Consider the following 24,627-nt stretch of genomic DNA (forward strand, 5'->3'; position numbering starts at 1 on the left):
TCTAAAACTTGTATTTATCCCAACTTCATATTACCTTTAAACTCAATTTTAAGCATAGGATAGACCATGGGCAAAACTATTTGGATAAACTGCTGTGAACCTTCGGCAGACGTATATGCCAGCCAGCTTATAACCTGGCTAAAAACTCATCATCCCCAAATAAACATCATTGGGATGGGAGGAGAGCTAAGCCGTAAAGCCGGCCTAAAAGCCCTATTTAGGGCTGAAGAACTTTCTGTAATGGGATTTACCGAAGTCTTTTCCGCCTTGCCCCGCATCCTCAAATTGCTAAGGAACATAAAGCAATCTCTTAAAAAAACAAGGCCTGACCTTATCCTTCTTTTAGATGCCCCTGACTTTAACTTTAGGCTGGCCAAATATGCCTGGCACCTAAACATACCTGTTTTTTACTACATTGCTCCTCAGGTTTGGGCCTGGAGGAAAAATAGGGTTCATTTTCTAAAAAAATATATCAAAAAAATATTTTGCATTTTTCCTTTTGAAGAAGATTTTTTTAAACAATATAAAGTAAATACATCCTATGTGGGAAACCCACTATTAGATATCATAGACTTTAATTCCTTTAAAAATATAACCAGAGAAAAAAATAAAATTTTATTATTACCAGGAAGTAGATATAAGGAAGTGCATTCTTTGCTACCACTTTTTAATGAAGTATGCTTAAACTTACAACAAAAGAAAAATTATCAATTTACTCTTATTAAGGCAGATAACATAGACCTGAAAACAATAACCCAATACCTTAACCCCCAATTAAATTGTAAGATTGTAGAAAGAAAATATAGATATCAAGAAATGGCCAGCAGTTACCTGGCCCTGGCTGCTTCTGGCACGGTAACTCTGGAGTGCGCACTAATGCAATTACCCACCATTATCACCTATAAGGTATCTTCTCTAACCTATCTGGTGGGTAAATTATTAATAGATGTTCCAGCAATAGGTATGCCCAATCTAATATTAAAAGAAAAAATTTTCCCAGAATATATTCAAAAAGAAGCTAATGTAGAAAACATCTTACAAAGCATAAACTTATGGGAACAGGAAAAAACCTACAACAACACTATCCTAAAATTAAAAGAAATCAAAACTATTTTGGGAAATAAAAAAGCTTCACAAAGTGTGGGAGAGGAACTGCTCTCTTTTTTAGAACAGTTAAACTAGTAAGTCCACAAAAACAAGGATATTCTAAATTCCCAGCATCTATCTTTTTTGCACACTCACTCCAGGCAAATAAACGATAAGGAAAGGATAATCACCAGGCAAGCTAAAAGGCTAAAAATAAAAAAACACTGACAAAAATGTTGACAAATATAAAAAAATATATAAAGTAGCTTTTCTCGATTGACGCGGGGTGGAGCAGCTTGGTAGCTCGTCGGGCTCATAACCCGAAGGCCGGAGGTTCAAATCCTCCCCCCGCTACCAAAAAAAGAAAAAAGGTGGTAAGTTTTAAAGCTTACCACCTTTTTTATTTTTATCTAAGCTTAAAACCAATAATTATATTCCCCGTAAAACCTATACACCCCTTCTCCTTCTTGTATGAGTTCTTTGGAATAACCAAATCCCAGGGCCAGATTATCCTGTCCTAATAAGGAACCTCCAACTCCCAGTTCTAAAAAAGGCCCCCAACCATTTTGATTGTTATAAACCACTCCAAATTCTCCAAAAGGCCGCCATACTCGATTATAGTTGTCTCTATTTTCCAGACCAAAATCCAAAACCAGGCCTGTTTCCCAGAAATCCGCTGGTAGCAAATCTGGTGGCTGAACTGAAAACCGATTTAAATAGCTACTCTGATTTTCTGCATAAGAATTATAAAGCCAGTAATTGCGTAAAGTCAAAGAAGGATAGCCCACTCTAAGCTTTTTACTTATTTGCCAAAAACTACTTCTACTCTGACCAAAGAGATTATACTTTAAATCTCTATATCTACTAAAATCCTGGCTAAACTCTGTCTGCCAGCTATCGGTTAAATCATAAACTAAATCAAACCCAATTCCTTCCCTAAGCCCTAAAGTCTCCACAAGTAAATTTTCAGAAGCAAAGTCATTACCATAAACTCTAAACCTTAAATTCAGTCTATTATTCAAATAAGAAGAAAACTCTAACTTCCCGCCCCAAACCTCTTGTTTACTTACTATTTTCCATAGAGAAAATTTTACTTCTTTTCTTTCTCTTTTATAGCTAAAACTTAAAGTATATTTACTTATGTTATCTGGAAGGTTAAATAAATTGTTATCCCTCTCCTTGATTAATTTATCTTCTAATAAAACACTATAACTTAAATACTTATTCCAATCAGACAAAACCAATACTCTATTAGTCCAGATATCATAGTCTTTATGTAAGCTAGCCTCTGTAGCCAGGTGTATTTTATCCTCACTTTCTTCTATTAAATCTTTAAATTGTTTATAGAGTAAAAAGTCCTTTTTATTCTTATCTAGGTTACTAAAAGCAACTTCTTTACTCCTATCTATTCTACCAATCCTGCGTAAGCTTTCAACTTCATCTCTTATAGGTAACCTGAATAAAAAATTTTGGGTTAACCGGGCTAACTCCTCTCTATTGTCCTGCTCCAGGTTCATACTCATCTTAGCCCAGGGGGGAGCAAATCCATATCTTTTTTGTAAAAAAATTGCTTTTTCATAACTTCCCCGTGCAAGAAGATAGCTATAATAAAGGTTTAAATATTCTTCTTCTGGAAGTATCTCTTTAGCTTTTGCTAATAATTTTTTTATTTTTCCAGGAGAATCAAAATAAAAAGACAATCGCAGATAGAGATAAAGATTGTCCTTATTAGTTAAAAATTTATCATCTTGTTTAATCCTTTCTTTTATTAAAGCATAAGCTCTTTTTCTAAGTTTTATCTCTCTGTTTTTATATTCCTCGAGTGAGCCTAAAACATCTGCATAATCAACCAAAAAACTAATATCTTGTTTGTTTTTATCCAAGTACTTATCATAGTAAAAAATAGCTTTTTGATTATACTGTAAATAGGTATAAGCAGAGCCAACTACTAAATATAGGGACTCATCTACTAACTTATTTTCTTCTAGATACCTTAAAAAAGTAAGTAAGTCCTTTGTCTCTCCCAACTCAATAGCAGCATAAATATACTCTCTAGCTAAACTATTTTGCCTATATTTTAGATAAAGCTCTAAATAAATATCCAATGCTTCCCTTTTCTTACCCAGCCAAGTTAAAGATTTGGCCTTTAGTAATAAAATATTTATATTATTTTCCAAAAAGTGTTTATCCTCTTGGGAAAACTTTTCTATTTCTGTATAAAGCAGTTTATAGTCCTTTAATCTATCTAAGACATAGGCATAATTTAAGAAATAAATAGGCTCTTTATATTTCTTCCAGGCCTCTAAATAAACCCTTTTAGCTAAATCAAAATCTTTCTTTTTAAGGCTAAGTATTCCTAAACGCTCAAAATCAACCTTTCTAGCTATATCGTGCTGAAACAAAAAGTAATTAACCTCCAGACCAATTTCATCTTTTTGCATAAGCCAAGATAAATCACTTAAATTATACCAATAATCTGGCTCAGTAAAATCCATTTTGTCTTTAATCGAATATAGTTTTTGCAACGCATGATCATATCTTCTTTTTATAAGTAAAATTTTAGCATAAAGATTAACTTCTTTAGAATTTAATTTTCTAACCTTTTCTATTTCTTTTAAATAAAACAGGGATAAATCAAGCTCTCCCAAGGAAAAAGCTAGCTCTGAGGCTATAAAATAATAATTAAAAGCTATCTTCTTGGGTATTTTTTTAAGTAAAGCAAATACCTTTTCTGGAGAACCAATATAGATATAGGCTTTAATGAGGCTATCTACATAAAGATATTCTTTTTTCCTTACTTTTTCCTCTAGTAAATCTACAATCTTATCTAATTGATTTAACTCTAGACCCAGCTTAATAATTTTATTACTCAAGTTTAAACTGGGTTTTAGTTTATATATTTGCTTATAATAGGAAAAGGCCAGGTTTGTTTTTCCCTGCCAGATAGAAATTTGAGCTAACCATTGAAGCCAGAAGATATCCCTTTTATTAAGTTTATAACCTTTTAAAGCTGTTTTATAGGCATTATCTAAATCATTATTTTCTACAAACACATTAAGAGCCAGTTTTAAAAGCTCTGTTTGTTGCTTTAAGTTATCTTCAGCTAGAGCAAGATTTAAATTTAAAGCAAGCAAACAAAAAATCAAAGTAAAAATTACTTTTTTCATCTTCAATTTAATTTTCTCTCAAAATTTTCCTGGATAGGAACTGGGCTTCTTTCCTGGCTCCAACTTTTCTAGCCAGAGATAGAAAATAATTATAACTGGCATAATCTCCAGGAATCTCTTTCAAATAACTATGTAAATATTTTTTAATTTCTTTTACCTTATTCCCACTTTCTAAAACTTTAAAAGCTGATATTAAAAATTTTTTCTTTTGCTTTTTGTCCTTACTTTCTTTAAACAATTGAAAATAAATCTCAGCACTGGCCAGGTATTTACCCTCTTGTTCGAGCAAAACAGCCTTTTTTTGTTTCCAGAACAAAGAATTGGGGCTATCTTTGACTATGAGTTCTTCTAAAAAAAACATTGCCTTTTTAAAATCAGACTTAGCCAGAGTAAGTTCAAGCCCCTTTTTAGCCCACTTCACATCTTCCTTATAAAGGCCATAATTTTCAATTATTCTAAGCGCTTCTGCAGATTGCCCCAGCCTCCAGTACTCCTCATAAAGCCAGGACGGTTTTACTTCTTCTTTTATTTCTATTTCCTTAAGTAAGCTTAAACACTTTTGTAAGTAAGCTATGGCTTTTTTGGGTTCTTTATTTTGCAAAGCAAAAAACCGACTTTTACTTAAATCATAGCGCAAAAAAGGGCTTAATTTAATCTTTTCTCCCAATTTTTCAGCGTTTTCCCACTCTCCCTTATGTACATAGCCTTGAAAAAGTACTCTGGCATAATCCACCCGTGAATATTTTTTTACCAAAACTTCCAGATAGGAAATGGCTAAATCCAAATTTTTCTGTTCGCTTAAGACATAAAAGTCCAAAGACTTTCTGGGAAAAACTAAAAATAAAGCCAATAAAAAGGCTCCTAAAATAAACAAAAGCTCACTTCCTGTGACAACTTTTTCTTCACTGTCTACAGGTAATTCTTCCTGCAACTGTTTTCTCTTTACTTTGAAAAACATATGTATCTACTTTTTTCTTTACTTTCACTTTATTTTTAAAATCAAGACGACAACCATCTGGCAAAAACAGCTCTCCCTTTACAGGTCTAAAAGAGGTAAATTTAAAATCAAAGCCTTGTTTATATTTTTTAAATCTCAAAACCTTTCCATTTAAAGAAATTAAATATGGTTCTTTTTTATTTTTTAAATTAGATTTTGTGCTTACCTTTATTCTGTAACTATCAGGCTCTAAGTGATAGTAATAAAGATTTTTATCTTGCTTTCTTCCCCAGCTATTTGAAACAATGCTTTCCTGGCTCAACCTTAAGGTGCCAAGGTTAAAGTCTAGTCCAAAGTATTTTCCCTTTTTAACTACTTCTAAGCCTTCACTAGTTTTAAGTATGACACTATTATAAAAGGCCAACGCCCTTTGTAAAAACTCAGAAACATAAAGGGGATGAATGTCTTGCTGCAAGCAAAAATTGTATACCTCTTCCAAAACCTTTAAAGATGCAAGTTTAGAACCAGAATAAAAATGATAATATATGTCTATGGGTTTTAACCTTTTGGGACTTTCGGTTTTTAAAAAGGTCTGGATTACCTGCTTATAGCCATAAAAGGGACCTCTCCATAAGTTGGTGTAAAGGTTTTCATTTTGTTCAGGGGCAAAAATTTGAATAAACTTTCCCCTTTTAAAGCCCAAAGGAGCTATCCTGGAAAACCAGGGCTCTTGATTGGTTATTGTCGTATCACCCCCATTAATGTTGTATAAACCCTGTTTGTAAGCAATTTTAAGAGCATTTTCAGTGGGCAAACAATCTCCTGTCCAAAAAAACAAGCGTAAGGGTTTAGAGGTAAGTTGACTCAGAAAATCAACTGAACCTATAATTTCCCTTTCCAGATTAAGGGTATAGTTTTTAAGGGGTAAGTTATAAAATTCTCCTGTTGTATCTTCTAACTCCTCTTTCTTAAGCAACACCTTTTTCCACTGATAAGGATGCGAATAGCTATGGCTGGCTGGCTCCACATAGGGAAGTTGCCAAATCTTTTTAACTAACGTTAACATCTTAGCTGAAAGTTGGGGATAAAGTCCATGAGGAGCAATTTCTGCCTCAATAAAAGAAACTCCATGGGGCAAGGTATATTTTTTTAAAATTTTTGAATAAATGATTTCTGCAGCCAGCTTATCTGGTTCAAACTCAGCCCTACTTACTGCTCCATCTCCATCAATATGAGCTATGAAAATCCTTTTCCCCATTTCTGTGCTTACATCAGGTATGGGAAGAAGAGGTAGTTCCAGCATCTCCTGAACCAGTTGAAAAGGGTCAACAACCCAGATTTCTTCTGGGCTGTTGAGCAAAAAACTCTCTCCCCAAGCATACCCACCCCAGGGAGTTTTGGCCATAAGCGTAATTTGCTCCTTTTTATTCTTTAACATTAACCAGGGCTCTCCTCTTTGGAGCACCAGGCCTGTATCTTCTGCTCTTATTCTAGGTTCAATCTCAAAGCCCAAATACTTTTTATTAAACCATAAATTAAAGTTTTTATCCTGCACTTCTACTAAATCCAGGCCCAGAGGATTTAAAAACTCCTTTTCTTCTGGGAAACCAAAACTTTCCAAAAATAAAACCTTATTTCCTTCAGCAATAGCTCTTTTAACCCACACATAAAATCGGGAATAATCTTCTAAAACACCTTTATTCAACCAGACGATAATTCCAGCATATCTATCTTTTAAAGGAAACTCAGGTAAACTTCTGGACACATTTTTTATCTCTGGAACAAAACCTAAGTATTCTAAAGGAAGGGAAATAAGCCTTGAAGGAGAATTTTTATAAATATCATTATAAACGCTCCCATCTGTTAAAATTAAAACTTTGCGAGGATAAATACACTTTTCATTTATTCCCAGAGCATTAAGTTCTCCATTACTGATATAAGGAATAAATCCAAGCTGTTGTATCTTTTGAGATAACTCCAGACCTTTCTCCATTTCGCCAGGTTTTAAATAGTCAATAACTATTATGGGCAACTTATATTTACTCTTAATACCCTTAAGTAAAACAAGAAGTTTCTCTCTTTCTTCAGATTTCACTGGAACATAACTTTGATTTACAGCATCATATCCCCAAAAAAGAGACTCTACAGCTAAAGCGTCTATATCTTGAAAGACCTTAGGTATTATTTCAAAACCCCTATTGAGAATAATCAGCTTCTGAGGAAATAACTTTCTTAGAGTCTTAATCAGCTTAACCTCTTGTTCAAAATAAGCCTCTAATTTCTCTCCCTTTAAAAAAAGAGTAGCTGAGTCTAAGGTATCCAGAAAAATACCTCCATAATCTTTAGTTAAAAGTCTTTTGGCCCTGGCTAAAAGATAATCAAAATACTTCCTATTAGTTAAATCCATTACCTTAGAGTCCCATCTTTTATTTACTCCCAGGACCCAATCTTTAGCTATTGCCTTATCCAGACTTTCTCCCACACTCAAATAGGCTATATATTTAGTATCTAAATCATAAGTAACTACAGGCTTTTCTTCCAGGTTTTTATCATCCACAACAATATACTTACAATAGGCCAGCATTTCTTCAGGAAGCCTATTTCCATAATAAAAACACATTCCATCCTCAATTTTTTGGGCCCAAATATTACCTGCTAAAAAAATAAAGATTATTAAACTAATACTCTTGAAAGGCAAATGTCTCATATTCTAAATCTTCCATTACTTTACTTAATAAAAATAAGATTAAAACAAAACAAACGAGCAAAGAACAAGAAAATCCATAACCATAAAAATATGGACCTAATTTTATACTTAGGTAAGTAAAAATAAAGTTTAAGACAAAAAATAAAATAGACATAATAAGACAAATAATTCTTTTATCCAAATAAAATAAAAAACTTAAACAAAAGGTAAATCCAAGCTGCAACTGAGCTCCAACCAGGTCCACATAAAAAAGTGGTAGATACAATTTGGGAATATTGAGCAAAGAAAAAATATCCTCTGAAGTTAAGAACAAAATCAAGGTAAATATACCCTGCACTATCATTATCTCCCGAATGGCCATTCTAATACTTCTAATCATCTTTTTTTTATAGTAAAAAATTTCCTCTAAGGTTCCCTTCTCTCTAACAGCATCGTAAAATTTTTCATATTTCTCTGCAAAATCTACTTCCAGGCGATAAAAAAGCACAGACATTCCAGGAACAATAGAAAGATAGGCCAAAAAGATAGGTAAGTCATAAAGAATGGAATTTTTTAAACCGCCAATAACTACTCTTCCTGTATCCCGGGAAAACCAAAACATAAATTTATCTATCCAAATACCAAGATTATAAAAAAGACCTATTAAAGCATATGTAAGGTAAAAATTATCTTTTTGCAAAAAATCAAAAGAAATAAAATTGTTTAAAACAAAATTATTACCTATCAAAATTAAGGAAAGATAAAGAAGAATACTTAGGCCTAAAAGAAAAGAAAAAAGCAAACCAGATAATCCATATTTTTTAAAATAAAAAGAAAAAACAAATATACTTGCAAAGGAAACAAAGTATAATAATAAAAGTTTTTTATACTCTTTTAAGCCAGAGAACAAAACATTGACAATCCAGATTCCACAAAGAGCAATAAAAGAAAAAAGTATTAGAATTTTAATAGTCAAATCCAGAGAGTTTAAAAATAAACCTATACCAATAAACGCCCCAATTATACCTAGCCCAAAAGATAATAAAAGGGCTCCCATTAAATTGGGGAATACCTGTTCTTCCCTTTTTTGAAAAATAAAATCTGCTATACTCCGAACAAAAGAAAGCTGAAAAGAACCAGTAAGAATAAGGCTAAGGGCCAGCAAATAGGTCACTAGACTTTGAAACTGGAGAATAAAAAGATTATCCTGCTGGGAGTATGCAAAATAACCCACCAACAAAATGCTGATAATAGAAATTACCCAAGGACCAGAAATCAGCACAGCACTATAACCATAGGCTACAAGCAGGGAAAATAGTTTTTGTTTTTTTAAAAGTTTTTTTAGTTCAAAGGCTATACCGGCCATTTACTTAATGCCTCTTGATACAACATCTTATAATTATTATAAAAAACCTTCTGAGAATAAAAAGTATGGACTCTTTTTTGAGCTACCAGACTTGCCTTTTGCCATTTTTCTCTATCTACCAAAAAATCCAGATACACCCGGGCAATTTCCTTAGGACTGGCCAGGGGCACAATCTCTCCAGCTTTGCCTAGGGCTTTATCTTCTCCTTCCTGCCCATAGATCAAGTCCTTACATGCCCCCACATCTGTGGCCACCACTGGCACTCCACAGGCAAAGGCTTCTAAAATGACCAGAGGCATTCCTTCGCTTATGGAAGTTAAGGTCAACAATTTTACTCCGGGCAAAATTTCTTCTGGTTTTCTAAAGCCTAAAAACTTTATTTTATCTTCCAAACCCAAAGCAGCAACCAAGTCCAGACATTCTCTAGCATATTCCTCATCTTCTTCTGTGGGTCCAACAATCCAACCTTCCACATCCTTCTTTTTAGTCAAAAGAACCCCCATGGCTTTTATAAAAGTCTTTATATCCTTTATCTTTACCACTCTTCCGATATTTACAATTACATTTTTTCTTTGCTGCTTCTCTTTTTTAAATATACCTAGATTTATGCCATTGGGTATAACCAAGCATTTTTCTTTAGGAGCACCTATTTTAACCTGTATATCTCTAGCTTTAGGAAAAGGGAAACTATTTTAAATGCTCTATTATAAGTTATTTTAGCCAATCCTTCAAATAAGGAAATCCAGATTTTCTTTATATCTAACTTACTTTTATCAGATGAAAATAAATTATAACCATAAATATTATCTTCCTGAGAAAAAATATCAATTTTTCTCTCCCGCACATAAATACCATGCTCAGTTAAAATAAAAGGTATGTTTCTATCATAAGACAATAAAGAACCCAAAAATCCAGCATAGCCAGTTGAAGGGCTATGAATAACTTTACATTTAAAATCCAGTTTACAAATTTTACTAGATTCAAGTACAGGTAAGTGCAAATTTCTTATTTGCCAAAAATAGTCAATAAAAGGCAATTCCTTGGCACTTTGTAAGTAATTTTGAACAATAAAGTCAAAACTATCTCTAGAGTATAAAAATTTATCTGCCTCCAAATCTTCATAAAAGGTCCTGGGGGAGTGAAATACTGGAGGAAAATTGGGCTCTAAGCCCTTATACCACTTATGTAGCTTGAAAACATCTTCAATCGTGCTTTTTTTTATCTTTAAACCTTTTTTTATTTTAAAATACGCAAAATCAAAAATAAAGACAGCTTTTAGGTATACTAAATTTTCTGGGAAAGTATATTGTACCTCACCATAGTCTTCTTTTTTACTCCCTAAAAAAACAATTCCAAATTTGTATTCAGGAAAAATGGAAATTAAATGATGAATCCAGGAAGAAACTCCACCGCGTACATAGGGATATGTTCCCTCAGCTAAAATTAAAATATCAAAAGACTTCTCTTTTTCCAATAGGGTATATTCTTTCACTTAACTAACATCCTCCAGATAAGCCCAAGTTTAGGATGCTCTACAAACTCTTTAAATTCATTGGCTATTTTTTTAAGGCTGGTAAAATCTCTTAAAGCAAAAAAGGCTTCAGCCAAATAGGGAATCGTACTATAGTTGCTAGCTCCGTATTCTTTAGCCCTGGACAGCCAGAAAATAGCCTCTTGTTGCTTACCTTGCCGCAAAGCCATTCTTCCCAACAAAACCAGCACATAAGGGTCTTTGGGTAAAACCTTTTTGGCTTCTTCCAAGAAGAATTCTATCTTCTTTAAAATTACCTTTTCCATTTCTGTATCTACCAAATTATAATAGAGAAAGTCCCAAAAGGCATAGGCTATATTACGAGCCAGAATAGCCTTTTCTTTCTTTTCTTTTGCTCCATGATATTTATCTAAAAAATATTCTACCTTTTTACTTATCCTGGTTTCCAATTTATCCAGAACACTATATCCCAAAAGCCTTACTTCATCTTCTTTATCCTTTAATAAGTTTTCTACAATTCTTATACTCCAGGGACTTTTATATTGATTTAAAAGGTTGATTAATTCCAGTCTTATTTCTAAGGGAACATTTCCCTTTTCAGGCAAAAGGGATACACTTGCTTCTCCCAATCTTCTCATACCAAAATTAAAAGGTTTAGCCCAAATATTATCTTCTTCTTCAAATAGTACTTTTTCCTTACTAATTGTTTTATTTTTTTGTTTAAGAATAAAAATAAAAAATATAGAAGAAAAAACAGGATTTAAAACAGTCAAAAGAAACACAAGTAAAAAGATAAAAATATAACTTTTTTTATACAAATCTTTAATCAAAAAAATAAAAAAAGTTAAAGCTAAAATAAAGCAAAATACAATATAAAATAGTATATAGTTATCAAAAGTAATCATAATAAAGCTAGAAAAGCTCTTACTTCTTGTTTGATTTTGGTCAGAGAAGAGTTGGCAAAGGGTATTATTTGATAATCTCTAAGCTCAAAGCCTTCCTTTTTAATCCTTTCTACAAATCCCAAAGCGCCATTTTTACCTTCAAAGGGGAAAAGAATAAGGGCTATTTTTTTATCTTGCCAGGTTAAAAACTCTATTCTATCCAGAAGTCTAAGCCTTAACTTATAACTCTTTAAATAGTTTTCCAACTTGGGATTTAATAAAATAGCCACCAGGGAGCTATTAAGCTTATATTTCTCTCCCAGGTAAGATAAGGTATACACATCCTTTACAAAACGAGGGTCACAATATTTACAAAGCTCATCTTTAAAAGTATCTTTTACAAAACCTATCCGCATGGCCAAGTAGGAAAGGGTAATAAACATAGCCATAAAATTTTCTTGATTAAAGTCTAAAAACTCCATTTCTCTTACCAATAAAACCAGTAGAGGTTTATTGTCCCAGTTAAAACCAGGAATAACGGCTAATAAATTGTTATCCAGGTCTTTTTCTTCTGAAGAAATAAAGATAGCTTCTTCTTGTTCAAAAGAATTTTGAATTAACTCCACTTCCCTGGTGGCAAGTTTTTTCTTTTTTAGATTTGGGGTATAAAACTCTAAATTTTTTCTATCTACCAAAAGTAAATCAAAATCTTTTACCTTAAAATAATTTTTTATTACTGCCTCCAGTTTTATAAGTGCCTCTTGTTTTGATTTTTGGAAAGCAGTTTCTATTTCGTACAAAATATTTCTCAAACTATAAGGTTTAGTTAAATATTTTTCTTCTAGCTGATTATGTGATATTTTCAAAACATAAAAACTTCTACCCAGCTCTCTTAATCTATTCTTAAAGTATCTTAATTTTTCTTCATTACCTCTTATCTTACTATTCCAATAATAGTTAAACTCTCCGCATACCAAAATAAATAAAAAATTCTGAATATAAAAAAGATAGGGAAATTCAGAATAAAAAAAATATCCCTCAATAATAAACAGAATAAGCAAGATTAAACCAGCACTCAACCCGTAAAATAAAGTCAAGACAACTGAAACCAGCAAAGTATAGTTTAAGTGGCTATGTAAAAAGAGAGGGTCTTTTGAATTGAAAAATAAACCCAACACAAAAAATAGGAAGGCAAAAATAATAGTCTCTAAGATTATTCCCCAAAGAGAGCTACGCATACTTAAAAAACTTCCTCTACAAGTTCCAACAATACTTCCTGAGCTACTGTACCTAAAGACTCGTGTCCCCAGCCGCTCTTAGCCCCAACTCCACTCCAGACAATGCTTTCCTTTTGTACATCCCACAAAGCCAGGCGAACACTTACTGCAGGCTCTCCATCTATACCTGTTTTATACCTCCACTCATTAACTTCTCCACTCAAAAGATATTCCAGACCATCTTCTTTGGCCTGAAGTAAAAATTTATTCACTTCCTGAGGTAAATACTCGTCCTGCAACTTTTCCTGTAAATAAAACTTTACCTTAACTTCCCTGGCTTCCAGAATACCTTCTAAGATACTACTAGCTCTAAATCCAGCTAAAGGAGTCTCTGTATTATTCTTCAAAACCACCAAACCCAACTTTTTTTCCAGAGGATAAGAAAAGTCCCCTTGAGTTTTAACACTAGAACACCCCAACAAAAACAAGGAAAATACCATAAAAATAAATATTCTTTTCATTGTCTATCTCCTTTTACTATTTTTTAATCAAAGTCAGAAAGCAATCCACCAATATGTAGCTTATTAGCTAACATATAATTTTGATATTGACTTTTAATCCTAAAAATAGCTACTTGCAACTGCTCGTTCATAATTCCATTTCTATAGGCAGTATAAGCTTCAATAAAAGCAGCTAAATTATCACATACTTTTAATAATTCTCCATCTTTTGGGTCAAATTCATCTTTATTATAATTTACTTCCAGTTGTTCTAAAGTAACTTCCCTTACTTCTTCCTGTAAAATAACTGTAGAAGTAAATTCTGACCCCACATCAAGACCTAAAAAATATTTTAGCCTTTCCACCACCAGAGGATAATCCTTTAAAAGCGAAAATATCCGTTTTTCCAATTCACTTTCTTCATATTCTCGAATGAGATTGCTAATTTTAGGTACAGACTTTTTTACCGGTGAAATAATATCCCTGGTTAAAAGCTCGGGTAAGTCATGAAACAAGCCTGCAAAAAAGTTATTTTGTCTTCTTTTGGGGCAAGCCCCTATGACCAAACTGAAGAAATAGGCATAGCAGGCAACGATAAAAAGATGTCCTAAAACAGAAGTTTCTGGAATCCTGGGAGTTTGAGACCAGCGTTTTTGGAATCTAAGCTGCCCCCATAAGTTAATTACCTTTTTCAAGGCATTGTCTTCTTCAGCAAGTAATTCAGCAACTCCCTGCAAAAAGGTGTATTGTTGAATCTGTTGCTTAAAAGAAGCATCAATTTCTGCCATCTCTGGATCAAAAGCATTTAAGTCCCTAATCAAAGAAAACTCCCACCAGCTGGCCAATAAGTGGGCTGCCTCCAGGATTTGATTGCTAAGTCCCTCTTCTTTTTGCTCTTTAAAATAATTGACAAGTTTTTGCCAAAAACTTTCACCCAGACACTCTATCTTAGGATGAAGCTGTTCTAATACCCAGGAAGTAAGTTCAGAAAAATGGGCTGGATTTCCTTTTATTTTATAATAAATAGGGGGTTTTATATCTGTGATAATTAAACGATAAAAATAATCAAAAATTCCTTTTAAAATAACTTCCTCTCCAAGTTCAATTTGCTCTTCTTCCTGTAAATCCTTACTATTTAAGAGGTATAATACAAAAGCCAGCATCATCTTATGGGCTTGCTTTTCTACTTCTACCAATTCAACAGGTCTTAGCTTATCATTCCATCTTTTCATAAAAGAACCAGAAAATACAAACTGCAGCAAACTTTTTCTAACTGTAAGCATAATCACCTCAAAGCAAAAACACTTCCTTTAAAGTTGCAAATAAAATTAAACAACTCTTCTTCAGCCAAAAAATTCAAAAACAAAAAATTATTCCCTCTAACTTTACTCAATGCAAAAAATAATTCAGACTTATTTTTAAATTCAAAAATATCTTTATCCTTTAAAAAAGGATATTCTATACTTAATGAGCTTAAAAAATTCTTTTTTTCTGCAGGAATAAAAAAGAAGATATCCTTGGGATAAGAATTATAGACCTTAAAACTAAAATCTAAAACCTGCCTATCGTGTTCACACCCTTCAAGGATAACTAAGTAATGATTAATTGGTTTCTCTCCTTCTTCCAGAAGGAGCACGCTTCCACACCCTTTTTTTAAGAGCTGGGTAGCAGTGGAGCCCACACAAAAAAAACCCCTCTTACTCCAGCCTCTTTTACCCAAAATTACCAGATCCCCAGATGTAATCTGGTTTAACAAAACCTCTTCCCCATTACCTTGCACTTTTGCCAGGTGCAAATCTGAAACTTCTCCTTGCCCCAAAAACTTACGCACCCTCTCCTCTTTAAATCTCACTTCCTTTTGCCAAAAAAAATCTTCTCTTTGGACTTGAAAGGAGAAAAAACGCACCTCTCTAGCATATATTTTCTGAGGCAATAAGGAAGGTTCTTCGATATAGACAGGCTTTACTTCAGCTGAAAAAATCCTTGCCAGCCACTGCCCAAACCTTAGAATCTGCCAGCTTAGCTTGGAACCATCCAATAAAAGCAAAAGGCGTTTAATCCTCTTTTCCATCCCCTTCCTTTCCCTGAAGCTGCCTGGCCAGCTCCTTTCTTCTTTGAGCAAAAAACTCCAATTTTTCCTGAACCAAGGCATTAAAACTTCCTCTGGCAAACCCTTCTCCCTCTATACTTTCTCCTGCTGGTAGGCCAGTAAAAAGTTCTATGGCTTCATCAATAGATTCTATAGCATAGACCTTAAACTTACCTTCTTTTACTGCTTCCACCACTTCTTCTTTTAACATCAAATGTTTAACATTGGCCCTGGGAATAACCACACCCTGGTCTCCAGTAAAACCTCTTTTCTTACAAAGGGTAAAAAAGCCCTCAATCTTTTCATTTACTCCCCCAATAGGTTGAATCCTGCCCTTTTGGTCCACAGAACCAGTAATGGCCAAACCTTGCTTTAAGGGCACTTCAGCTATAGCTGAAAGCAGGGCCAAAAGCTCTGCAGCTGACGCACTATCCCCTTCTACGCCTGAATAGGATTGTTCAAAAACCAAGGTAGCCTTTAAGGATAGAGGGTTGGTTTTAGCATAACGCGCTCCCAAAAAAGAACTCAAAATCATTACTCCTTTGGAGTGAATAGGCCCTCCCAATTTCACTTCTCTTTCAATATCAACCACTTCTCCCTCTCCCAAACGCACATTAGCAGTGATTTTACTTGGCCTTCCAAAGGAAAAATCACCTAAAGAGATAACAGAGAGACCATTAATCTGCCCAATGGCCTCACCTTCTGTTTCTATAAAAATAATATCCCTTAAAATGGCTTCCAGCACCTTTTCCTGATAGCGATTTACTCTAAACTCTCTAAATTCTATGGCCTCCAGGACATCTGCTTTTTCCACTTCTTCTTTGTTTTTACTTTTGGCCAGAAAAGAAGATTCACTTACTAAATCACTTACCTTTCTTATCTCTGCACTTATTTTTTCCTTATCTTCAACAACTCTTAAGGCATATTCCATAATCTTAGCTATGGCTTCGGCCTTAAAGGGAAGTAAGTTATTCTTCTTAATTATAGAAGCTATAAGTTTAAGATAATAATTAATATTTTCTGCATCAAAGGGTAAAGATTCATCAAAATCAGCTATTATCTTAAACAGCTTGATAAAGTCAGGGTCATACATTTTTAAAAGATAAAACAGATAAGGAGGAGCAATAAGAATTATTTTTACCTCTAAAGGAATGGGTTCTGGCTCTAAAGAAACTGTACTTATTAAAGAAAACTTTTCAGCTAAATTTTCAATACGAATTTGGGCAGATTTTAAACACCTCTTCAAGGCTTCAAAACTGCCTGGATTTAACAAAAGCTGCTCCAAATCCAGGATTAATACGCCTCCATTGGCCTTATGTAGTGCTCCTGGTTTTAAAAGGTGAAAGTCTGTAACCAGAAAGCCCATTTGTTGGATATGCTCTATTTTCCCCACCAAATTTCCCAGACTGGGATTATCTTCATAAATTACAGGAGCGTGGCTTAAATGGGAATTATCCACTAACACATTGACTAAATAGCGCCTGAAAAAGAAGAGTTCTTACTCTCTTCACTTTTTAAAGGCACAGGCATTTCTTCTTGCAGGGCAGCTTTTTTTTGCTCTTCTAAAAAAAACAGGGCTATATTTTTGACCATATCTGCTTCTACTTTTTCCAGATAAGCAAGGACCTGTTTATTCTGGGCAAACTTTTCTTTTAATTCATCTAAAAGATGTTTTAGTGTAAACTTGGCAACCTCTTGATTTAGTTGTTTTATTTTCTCTCTTACTTCCTGTTGCCACCTGGGAATCTTCTGAAAAAACGCTGGGCCTCCTTTTGCATTTCCTCCAGGTGTTGTTCAAATACTTCTCTTTCCTCTGCAGGAAGGCTTTCAAACTCTTCTGGAGTAAGGGCTTTGCCTTCTTTTAAGGGGACAAAAACCAGACCCTGGGGAGTTCTCATTAAAGAGAGGCTTCTTTCTGCAGCCATTTGTTGCAAGCGCTCTATTTCTCTTTGTTGTTTTTCCCTTAACTCCTGTTCCAGGGCATCTTTTTGGGCTTGGTATTCTTCACTTTCAAAGGCACTACGCAGATTACTTTTAGCATTTTCAATAAAAGTTTCCATGGATTGGGCCAGAACCTTCCCTTCCCCAGGCTTTAATTTTAAGTACAGGGGATTAAAGGGCTTTTCAAAGTTATAGACATAACACCAATCCCCAGGATTTTTTTTCTCTGCTGCCCACTTTTTAGCTACAGACTTAACTAAGGTATGCCTTCCTGTACCTGGCACTCCTGTAACTACTATATTATATCCAGGAAGCTCTATTCTTAGCCCAAACTCCAGGGACTTACACGCCCTGGGTTGTCCGGGTAACAAAATCACATCTTCTGCTTCCAGCTCTTGACTGCTCTTTATCTTCAGAGAAGCAGGGTCAATGGTCCTTCTCAATTTTTCTGGGGGTAAGACTAATAAAGACATTCTTCTTCTCCTAAGATTTTTATTTTTATCATTTTTTTAAGCTAAGAAAAATAAAAAGTAAATGTTTCTTTTTTTTAAGATACTATTTTCTTTTTTCCTTTAGAGAAAAGGTTGACAGATTTTTTAAAAACACATAAACAGTCTTTCTTCAGTTCAAGGAGAGGTAAGGAAAATGAAAACCTATAGTCCAAAGCCACAAGAGATTTCTCGCAATTGGTATGTAGTGAATGCCGAAGGCAAGACCTTAGGTCGTTTGGCCACAGAGATAGCAACAAGGCTCAGAGGTAAACATAAACCAGAATTTGCCCCTCATTTAGATTGTGGGGATTTTATTGTGGTGGTAAATGCTGAAAAGGTAAGCGTTACTGGTCGCAAACTAGAGCAGAAAAAATATTATTGGCATACAGGTTATCCAGGTGGTATTAAAAGCAGAACCCTGGAAGAAATGCTGGCTAACAAGCCAGAAGATGTCATCTTAAAAGCAGTGAAGGGTATGCTTCCCAAAAATCGCTTGGGAAGAAAATTGTTAAAAAAACTAAAAGTTTATAGAGGTGCAGAGCATCCCCATACAGCCCAGCAACCTCAAGCATTAGAAATTTAATACACGGAGAAGGTTATGAGTGTAGATTTCTTCTATGGAACAGGCAGAAGAAAAACATCTGTGGCAAGAACCAGGCTCTATAAAGGTAGTGGTCAGATTATTGTCAATGGCCGTCCTTTAGAAGATTATTTTCCTCGCCCCACTTTGCGTATGATTGTTAGACAGCCTTTAAAGCTGGTAAAGCTGGAAGACAAGTTTGATATCAAAGTAAATGTAGATGGCGGGGGTATGACTGGTCAGGCTGAGGCTGTTAGGCACGGCATAAGCAGAGCTTTATTGGACTACGATCCAGAATTAAGACCTATTCTTAAAAAAGCAGGATTTTTAACCCGCGATCCTCGGGCCAAGGAAAGAAAAAAATACGGACAAAAAGGTGCCCGAGCCAGGTTCCAATATTCAAAGCGTTAATTCATCTTCGCCTCCCCTTTTTACAAGGACAGAGCTCTGTTTTAAGGGCTCTGTCCTTCTTTTTCTTTAAAAAGTGTCTTTACAGAAGACCAATTTCCATTTAAAAATTTAGATTTGGCCTTAAGACCAATGGAAACCCCATAACCAAATTCAAATAAGATGAGTGAAAAAATAAGACCCCATTTAGTTTTTGCTGATGATGAAGGCAATATCTATGACCACCCCCACCTACTCATGCTGGTTAGAAGGGGAAAAGAATGGGGACTGCCCCGTCCAGATGAACTTATAGAGCTTCCTCCAGAAAGCTCTTTATACTTACTTCCCAAAAGAAGGGCTCTGGGATTAGACCCTGATAGTGGTCAGGTGGAGGTCTTAGAAGAAAACGCAGTAGCTGCCTTTGTTTCTCCAGGTTATACCCTCTCGGGAGTATGTGCCTTTTTAGAAGAAAATCCCCAAAAACCTCTGCCCTTATTTGCTTATGGAGCAGTAGGCTTTTATCAGGACAAGTTTTACGTAGCAGCAAAAAAGGTAGATAAGGAACAGCGCCAGGTGTTTTTAAATATCCCCAAGGAAAAGATTGCTCAGGGAGCAAGAAAACTTTTACAACTTTTACCCCAAAATAGACTTATCCAGCATCTAACGCGCTGTGCCCTTACCTATTCCTGTCCTGCAGCCAAAAACCTGGCCTTGGGGCGCTTTGAAGCCCCTTTGCCCACAGCCCAAAGGTGTAATGCCCGGTGTATAGGTTGCATTTCCTTACAACCAGAAGATTCTGGCTTTCCAGCCACGCAAAAACGCATTAGTTTCAGGCCTAAACCTCAAGAAATTGCTGAAGTAATGGAAATACACGCCAAAAGGGCTAAAAACCCTATTTTCTCCTTTGGTCAGGGTTGTGAAGGTGACCCCTTGACTGAATGGAAAATCATTACCAAGGCCATAACCCTTTACAGAAAGAAAAAGGGCACGGCACTATCAATATAAATACCAATGGCTCTATTCCAGAAGCAGTAGAGCCTTTAGCCAGAGCAGGTTTAACTTCTTTTCGCATCAGCCTAAACTCTGCTCAAGAACAATACTATCTATCCTACTATAGACCCAATTACTCTTTTGCTCAGGTATTAGAAACCATAAAAGAAGCCAAAAAACATAATCTTTTTGTTTCCTTAAACTATTTATTTTTCCCTGGATTTAATGATACAGAGCAGGAAACAGAAGCTCTCTTGGATTTGTTAAAAACTTATCAGGTAGATTTCATTCAGCTTAGAAACTTAAATCTCGACCCCAATCTTTATTTAAGCCTTTTTCCCCAATTTAATAGCCCCAGCCTGGGACTTCACAACTTCTTAAAGAGAATAAAAAAAGAATGTCCCTGGATAAAATTTGGTTATTTTAATCCTTACCTGGGAAATTAAAAAACAATTTCTACCTTTTCTTCCTCTTTTTTATCTAAAGAAATAACTTGCCCTATCTCATAGCTATTTAAGTCAAAGGCCTTTAAACGCAAAAGAATATCTTCCTTTAGTTCGGGATTAACAATCAAAATATATCCTATACCACAATTAAAAATACTGGCCATTTCTTCCCAGCTCAACTTTCCTTCCTCTTTTATCCACTCAAAAACAGGTAACTTAGGAAAAGAATTAAAATCAATACGCACCTTAACCCCTTTAGGCAAAACCCGTGGAATATTGTCGTAAAATCCACCGCCAGTAACATGGACCATGCCTTTTATTTCCATATCTCTTAAGATATTTAACACTGGCTTTACATAAATCTTGGTAGGCGTAAGTAAAACTTCCCAAACCTTTTTCTCTGTGCCTGGAAAAGTGTCCTCCTTTTTCAGCCTGGATTGAGACAACAGCTTTCTTACCAGGGAAAAGCCATTGGAGTGCAGGCCTGAAGATTCAATGCCAATTAAGACATCTCCCTGGCGAATCTTAGAGCCATCTATAATTTTATCATAATCCACCACTCCCACACAAAAACCAGACAGGTCATATTCTCCGGGTCCATAAAAATCAGGCATTTCAGCTGTTTCCCCACCCAGGAGGGCACAACCACTTTCTTTACAACCTTCCACTATCCCGGAAATAACAGCTTCTGCCTTCTCCACTTCCAGGTGGCCTGTAGCAAAATAATCCAGGAAAAATAAAGGTTTAGCTCCTTGAACCAGGACATCATTGACACTCATGGCCACCAGATCAATACCCACGGTATGATGAAGGTCAAACAAGAAAGCCAATTTTAACTTTGTACCCACTCCATCTGTGGCACTTACCAAAATGGGCTCTGAATATTCTTCTGTATTTAACTTAAACAGCCCCCCAAATCCTCCCAAATCCGTGAGTACTCCTTTGGAAAAGGTAGAAGCAACCTTTTCTTTTATTCTTTGCACAAATAAATTTCCCTTTTCTATATCCACGCCAGCCTGGGTATAAGCCTTGGTTCGCTCACTCATTTAAATTTTCTCCTGGTTCACTTTTTGCTTTTTTATTGGTAAAAAAATAAGTTTACAAAACAAGCACCTTTTTGACAAGGAGGAAAATATGAAGGTTGTTAGCTGGGTTATGACACTCATAGGTTTTGTTTTAGTTTTATCTCTAGCCCTGGCTCAAGATAAGCCCCAGGAAACCAATCCCCCTCAACAGGGAATAATTTTTCAAGAAACTCCCTCTGAAAGCTTTCTTAGGGTGATTTCTCCAGAACTGGAAAAAAACAGCACCAATAAATATTTTATAATTCAACCAGAGATAAACTTACCTGACCAGGACTAACTTCTCTCCAAAAAGGGCCAATTCTGGAAACCAGATAAGAAGCAAAATAAGTAAAAGGTAACAGGGAATAAACAAAAATATGCCTTTAAAAATTCTGGTCATGGGGACTTCCTTGGCCATAGAAGCTACAATAAAGGTATTGATTCCCACTGGAGGGGTAACAGCCCCTAAGGTAGTGACCACAGTGATAAATACGGCAAACCATACCGGGCTATATCCCAGAGAAGTGGCCAAAGGGAAAAAGATGGGAATGGTAATAATTAAAAGGGCCAGGGCATCCATAACTGCTCCACCCAGGATATAAATAAGGGCAATAAAAAACATTATCATCCCACCAGAAAGTTTTAAACCAGCTACAAACTGAGCCAGTTCATAGGGAAGCCTGGTTATAGCCAAGAAACGGCCAAAAATAATAGCTCCCAAAAGTATTACCATAATCATGGAGCTGACTTTTAGAGTATCTTCTAAAGACCTTTTAAACCCTTCCCAGGAAAGCCTTTTTCTAAGGAGAGCTATAAGCAAAGCAATAAAGGCCCCTACTCCGCCTGCTTGAGAAGGAGTAAAAAAGCCAGCTAAAAGACCTGTCATAACCAGAGCAAATAAAACCACCATTTCCACAGAGCCGCGTAAAGATTTAAACTTTTCTTTCCAGCTTACCTTAGGCCCACAAGGTGCCAATTCTGGTTTTAGCCAACAAAAGATAAAGGTCGCCAGCATAAAAACCAAAGTAAGCAAAATTCCCGGGAAAAAACTGGCCCAAAAAAGTACAGCTATGGACTGGCCGGTTTGTAAACCAATAATAATTAAAACCACACTGGGAGGAATAACCACCCCCAGAGTAGCACCTACAGCCACACTAGCAGTGGAAAGTAAGGGGTCATAGTTAAATTTTTTCATTTCAGGCAAAGCCACAGTACTCATAGTAGCTGCAGTAGCAGTATTAGAGCCACAAATAGCTGAAAACCCTGCACAGGCCAAAATAGTGGCGTGTACCAAACCACCCTTTACCTGGCCCAGCCACTTATAAGCTGTATCATAAAGGCGCCTGTTTACCCCTGCATAAAAACAAATCTGTCCCATAAGAATAAAAAGGGGAATCACTGTAAGCCCATAGGATGAAAAGACTTTCCAGCATTCATCCGCCAGCATGCTGGAAGCTGCCTTAAAATTTACCACCAGGCCAAACCCCAAATATCCAATTATGGCCATGGCAAAACCTACAGGCAATCTAAGAACAAAAATAACTAGCAAAAGTAAAACTATTCCCCAAAGACCAATGCTAAAAAGACTCACTCTTTCCCCCTCAAGCAAATTAAAAACTGTGCTCCCAGATTTAAGACCAAGAGAAACACCCCTACCCCCACAATAAGGACAAAGGGATAAAAAATAATATTTAAAGTTTGAGACAATTCTTCAAATTCATAAAGAGACCTGGCAAGTTCCAGCAGTTTAATTCCCAGGACAGCAAAAAAAACCAGGGCTAAAAGCAAGGAAAGGGCCTGTAAAAACTTACCAGTGCCTTTTCCCCAAAAGCCATCCAAAAGGGTGACCCGAATGTGCCCATCCTGGGCCTGAGTTGGGCCCAGGGCCAAACCACTCAGGATGGCCCCACAAAACCCCAATAATTCAAAAGCACCCTTTACAGGATAGCCCAAAAAAGTAGACAAGGTATTAAAAACAGTTAAAAAAAGCATAAACAAAAGCACACTGCCTGCTAAAAAAAGGCTTACTTTATTTAAAGAATTAAGCCATTTTAATCTATGCATTTAATACCCCATGGCTTCATATTTGGCTTTTAATTTGTACACATCTTCTAAAATCTGCTCTGCAGGCAACCCCTTGTCTTTTGCCCTTTGTTTCCAGGATTCAATCAAAACCTGCAATTTGTCCTGCACCATCTTTTGCTCTTCTGCTGGCAAAGTAAAAATCTGGAAATTATATTTGGACCTGGCATAATCCAGAGCCTCTTTAATATGCTCATCCATATATTTTCCTGTCCAGAGGGCCTGTTCCCGTCCCAAATCCTCCAAAACTTTTTTTACATCTGCAGGTAAACTCTCCCACTTATCTTTGTTCATCACCACTGCAAAGGGATAGACCTGAAAATCAGTCTGCGTACCATAGGGTAAGTAAGCCGCAAAATTGAGGTCTTTTAAAACTTCAAAAGAGGTTAGCAATCCCTTGGCCACACCTTTTTGAATAGCCTCAGGAGTTTCAGACATGGGCAAAGCCACTGGAGAGCCTCCTAAAATTTCTACAATTTTACCCGCTGCACCAGAGGCCCGCACCGTCATCCCCTTAAGGTCACTTAAACCTTTAACCGGAGATTTGGTCATTAAATTGGAAGGAGCAGAAGTAAACATGGTCAGGACTTTTACCTTGGCAAATTCTTGAGGTTGATATTTTTGGAAAATATCCCACAAAACCAAACTGGCAACCTTTGCCGACTTAAAGCCCACAGGAAGCTCTGCTACTGTAGTCAAAGGAAACACTCCAGGTTGATAAGACATAACCAAACACCCTATATCTGCCTGTCCGGCAATAACCCCTCTAAACATATTTTTGGCCCCCAGAAGCGTACTCCCGGGATAGGTTTCAATAATAACTTTGCCTTTAGTCCGCTTTTCCACTTCCTGCTTATAACGCTCCATCTGTACACAGGGAAAAGTAGAAGCTGGAGGGAAATTGGCATAACTGAGCTTTATAGGACCAGCTTGCCCGGGCAAAATCCAGGCCAAAACCAAAAAGAAACTCAACAACACTCTAAACATAAAATCGCCTCCTCTAAAAAATTAGTTTAAAAAAAAAGCCGCAAGGTTTTTACCTTGCGGCCTGAAAAGCAACCCGTTTAAATTATTATTCTACAAGGCCCCTTTCAGACCGCAACATATCCTGCTACGCCACCACCAAAAACCTGTCCAAGAAAAATCCAGAGCTGCGGTCTGAAAGTTTAGTTTTTTCATAAGAATTTTTTAGCCTTTTTTCTATCTAAAAGTCAACTTTAAA

Annotated in this window: 22 protein-coding genes, 1 tRNA gene and 1 pseudogene; 6 read left to right on the forward strand and 18 right to left on the reverse strand. The window is 35.7% G+C overall.

Annotation, left to right across the window (positions count from 1 at the left end):
• Window positions 1-66: 66 nt before the first annotated feature.
• Together lpxB and ACZ42F_RS07475 are read left to right on the forward strand one after the other, a co-directional pair.
• Window positions 67-1,182, forward strand: coding sequence for a lipid-A-disaccharide synthase (lpxB, locus tag ACZ42F_RS07470; protein WP_464278499.1), 1,116 nt, complete (start codon window positions 67-69; stop codon window positions 1,180-1,182).
• A gap of 184 nt (window positions 1,183-1,366) precedes the next feature.
• Window positions 1,367-1,443 (forward strand) — tRNA-Met (locus tag ACZ42F_RS07475).
• A gap of 59 nt (window positions 1,444-1,502) precedes the next feature.
• On the opposite strand, the gene ACZ42F_RS07480 is transcribed toward ACZ42F_RS07475, so the two are convergent.
• The 14 genes from ACZ42F_RS07480 to ACZ42F_RS07545 all read right to left on the reverse strand — a co-directional run bounded on the left by ACZ42F_RS07480 (window position 1,503) and on the right by ACZ42F_RS07545 (window position 17,838).
• Window positions 1,503-4,253, reverse strand: a complete 2,751-nt coding sequence (locus ACZ42F_RS07480; RefSeq protein ID WP_464278500.1) for a tetratricopeptide repeat protein — start codon at window positions 4,251-4,253, stop codon at window positions 1,503-1,505.
• Between the two features lie 7 nt (window positions 4,254-4,260).
• Complete coding sequence (locus ACZ42F_RS07485) at window positions 4,261-5,211, reverse strand: tetratricopeptide repeat protein (protein ID WP_464278501.1); 951 nt, start codon at window positions 5,209-5,211, stop codon at window positions 4,261-4,263.
• Window positions 5,156-7,810: an endo alpha-1,4 polygalactosaminidase gene (locus ACZ42F_RS07490; RefSeq protein WP_464278502.1), complete on the reverse strand. Its 2,655-nt coding sequence runs from the start codon at window positions 7,808-7,810 to the stop codon at window positions 5,156-5,158. The genes ACZ42F_RS07485 and ACZ42F_RS07490 overlap by 56 nt, the downstream gene beginning before the upstream one ends.
• A gap of 58 nt (window positions 7,811-7,868) precedes the next feature.
• The gene (pelG, locus tag ACZ42F_RS07495) at window positions 7,869-9,242 is read right to left on the reverse strand and encodes an exopolysaccharide Pel transporter PelG (protein ID WP_464278503.1); all 1,374 of its coding nucleotides are present in this window, start codon (window positions 9,240-9,242) and stop codon (window positions 7,869-7,871) included.
• Complete coding sequence (gene pelF, locus ACZ42F_RS07500; protein ID WP_464278504.1) at window positions 9,230-9,868, reverse strand: GT4 family glycosyltransferase PelF; 639 nt, start codon at window positions 9,866-9,868, stop codon at window positions 9,230-9,232. The genes pelG and pelF (ACZ42F_RS07500) overlap by 13 nt, the downstream gene beginning before the upstream one ends.
• A 20-nt stretch (window positions 9,869-9,888) precedes the next feature.
• The gene (gene pelF / locus ACZ42F_RS07505) at window positions 9,889-10,734 is read right to left on the reverse strand and encodes a GT4 family glycosyltransferase PelF (RefSeq protein ID WP_464278505.1); all 846 of its coding nucleotides are present in this window, start codon (window positions 10,732-10,734) and stop codon (window positions 9,889-9,891) included.
• A complete protein-coding gene (locus ACZ42F_RS07510; RefSeq protein WP_464278506.1) occupies window positions 10,731-11,372 on the reverse strand; it encodes a hypothetical protein in 642 nt (213 codons plus the stop codon). The genes pelF (ACZ42F_RS07505) and ACZ42F_RS07510 overlap by 4 nt, the downstream gene beginning before the upstream one ends.
• 263 nt (window positions 11,373-11,635) lie before the next feature.
• Window positions 11,636-12,856, reverse strand: a complete 1,221-nt coding sequence (locus tag ACZ42F_RS07515; protein ID WP_464278507.1) for a hypothetical protein — start codon at window positions 12,854-12,856, stop codon at window positions 11,636-11,638.
• A 2-nt stretch (window positions 12,857-12,858) separates the two neighbouring features.
• Window positions 12,859-13,356, reverse strand: coding sequence for a hypothetical protein (locus tag ACZ42F_RS07520; protein ID WP_464278508.1), 498 nt, complete (start codon window positions 13,354-13,356; stop codon window positions 12,859-12,861).
• Between the two features lie 23 nt (window positions 13,357-13,379).
• A complete protein-coding gene (locus ACZ42F_RS07525; RefSeq protein ID WP_464278509.1) occupies window positions 13,380-14,618 on the reverse strand; it encodes an HD domain-containing protein in 1,239 nt (412 codons plus the stop codon).
• A gap of 2 nt (window positions 14,619-14,620) precedes the next feature.
• Window positions 14,621-15,406, reverse strand: a complete 786-nt coding sequence (locus ACZ42F_RS07530) for a universal stress protein (protein ID WP_464278510.1) — start codon at window positions 15,404-15,406, stop codon at window positions 14,621-14,623.
• Window positions 15,390-16,889, reverse strand: a complete 1,500-nt coding sequence (locus ACZ42F_RS07535) for a Lon protease family protein (protein WP_464278511.1) — start codon at window positions 16,887-16,889, stop codon at window positions 15,390-15,392. Before ACZ42F_RS07535 ends, ACZ42F_RS07530 begins: the two co-directional genes overlap by 17 nt.
• Window positions 16,890-16,894: 5 nt before the next feature.
• Window positions 16,895-17,017 (reverse strand): hypothetical protein, encoded by a 123-nt coding sequence (locus ACZ42F_RS07540; RefSeq protein ID WP_464278512.1) that lies wholly within the window; start codon window positions 17,015-17,017, stop codon window positions 16,895-16,897.
• A 128-nt stretch (window positions 17,018-17,145) separates the two neighbouring features.
• Window positions 17,146-17,838: a Lon-like protease helical domain-containing protein gene (locus ACZ42F_RS07545; protein ID WP_464278513.1), complete on the reverse strand. Its 693-nt coding sequence runs from the start codon at window positions 17,836-17,838 to the stop codon at window positions 17,146-17,148.
• A 172-nt stretch (window positions 17,839-18,010) separates the two neighbouring features.
• On the opposite strand from ACZ42F_RS07545, the gene rplM reads away from it, so the two are divergent.
• From rplM to ACZ42F_RS07560, 3 genes and pseudogenes are all read left to right on the forward strand, one after another.
• A complete protein-coding gene (rplM, locus tag ACZ42F_RS07550; protein WP_029969074.1) occupies window positions 18,011-18,439 on the forward strand; it encodes a 50S ribosomal protein L13 in 429 nt (142 codons plus the stop codon).
• A gap of 15 nt (window positions 18,440-18,454) precedes the next feature.
• Complete coding sequence (gene rpsI / locus ACZ42F_RS07555; protein ID WP_464278514.1) at window positions 18,455-18,847, forward strand: 30S ribosomal protein S9; 393 nt, start codon at window positions 18,455-18,457, stop codon at window positions 18,845-18,847.
• A 159-nt stretch (window positions 18,848-19,006) separates the two neighbouring features.
• Window positions 19,007-20,259: pseudogene (locus ACZ42F_RS07560) on the forward strand (radical SAM family protein).
• Here ACZ42F_RS07560 and purM read toward each other — a convergent pair.
• Window positions 20,256-21,305, reverse strand: coding sequence for a phosphoribosylformylglycinamidine cyclo-ligase (purM, locus tag ACZ42F_RS07565; RefSeq protein ID WP_464278515.1), 1,050 nt, complete (start codon window positions 21,303-21,305; stop codon window positions 20,256-20,258). The pseudogene ACZ42F_RS07560 and the gene purM overlap by 4 nt on opposite strands.
• 88 nt (window positions 21,306-21,393) lie before the next feature.
• Here purM and ACZ42F_RS07570 point away from each other — a divergent pair, with 88 nt between their 5' ends.
• On the forward strand, window positions 21,394-21,621 hold the full coding sequence (locus ACZ42F_RS07570) for a hypothetical protein (RefSeq protein ID WP_464278516.1): 228 nt from the start codon (window positions 21,394-21,396) through the stop codon (window positions 21,619-21,621).
• On the opposite strand, the gene ACZ42F_RS07575 is transcribed toward ACZ42F_RS07570, so the two are convergent.
• From ACZ42F_RS07575 to ACZ42F_RS07585, 3 genes are read right to left on the reverse strand one after another with little or no spacing between them, the layout of a single operon-like run.
• Window positions 21,604-22,914, reverse strand: a complete 1,311-nt coding sequence (locus tag ACZ42F_RS07575; protein ID WP_464278517.1) for a TRAP transporter large permease — start codon at window positions 22,912-22,914, stop codon at window positions 21,604-21,606. The genes ACZ42F_RS07570 and ACZ42F_RS07575 overlap by 18 nt on opposite strands.
• Window positions 22,911-23,387 carry a TRAP transporter small permease gene (locus ACZ42F_RS07580; protein ID WP_464278518.1) on the reverse strand — a complete coding sequence of 159 codons (477 nt, stop codon included), beginning with the start codon at window positions 23,385-23,387 and terminating at the stop codon, window positions 22,911-22,913. Before ACZ42F_RS07580 ends, ACZ42F_RS07575 begins: the two co-directional genes overlap by 4 nt.
• Window positions 23,388-24,392 (reverse strand): TRAP transporter substrate-binding protein, encoded by a 1,005-nt coding sequence (locus ACZ42F_RS07585; RefSeq protein ID WP_464278519.1) that lies wholly within the window; start codon window positions 24,390-24,392, stop codon window positions 23,388-23,390.
• Between the last annotated feature and the right edge of the window lie 235 nt (window positions 24,393-24,627).

The organism is Desulfonauticus autotrophicus (assembly GCF_055381725.1).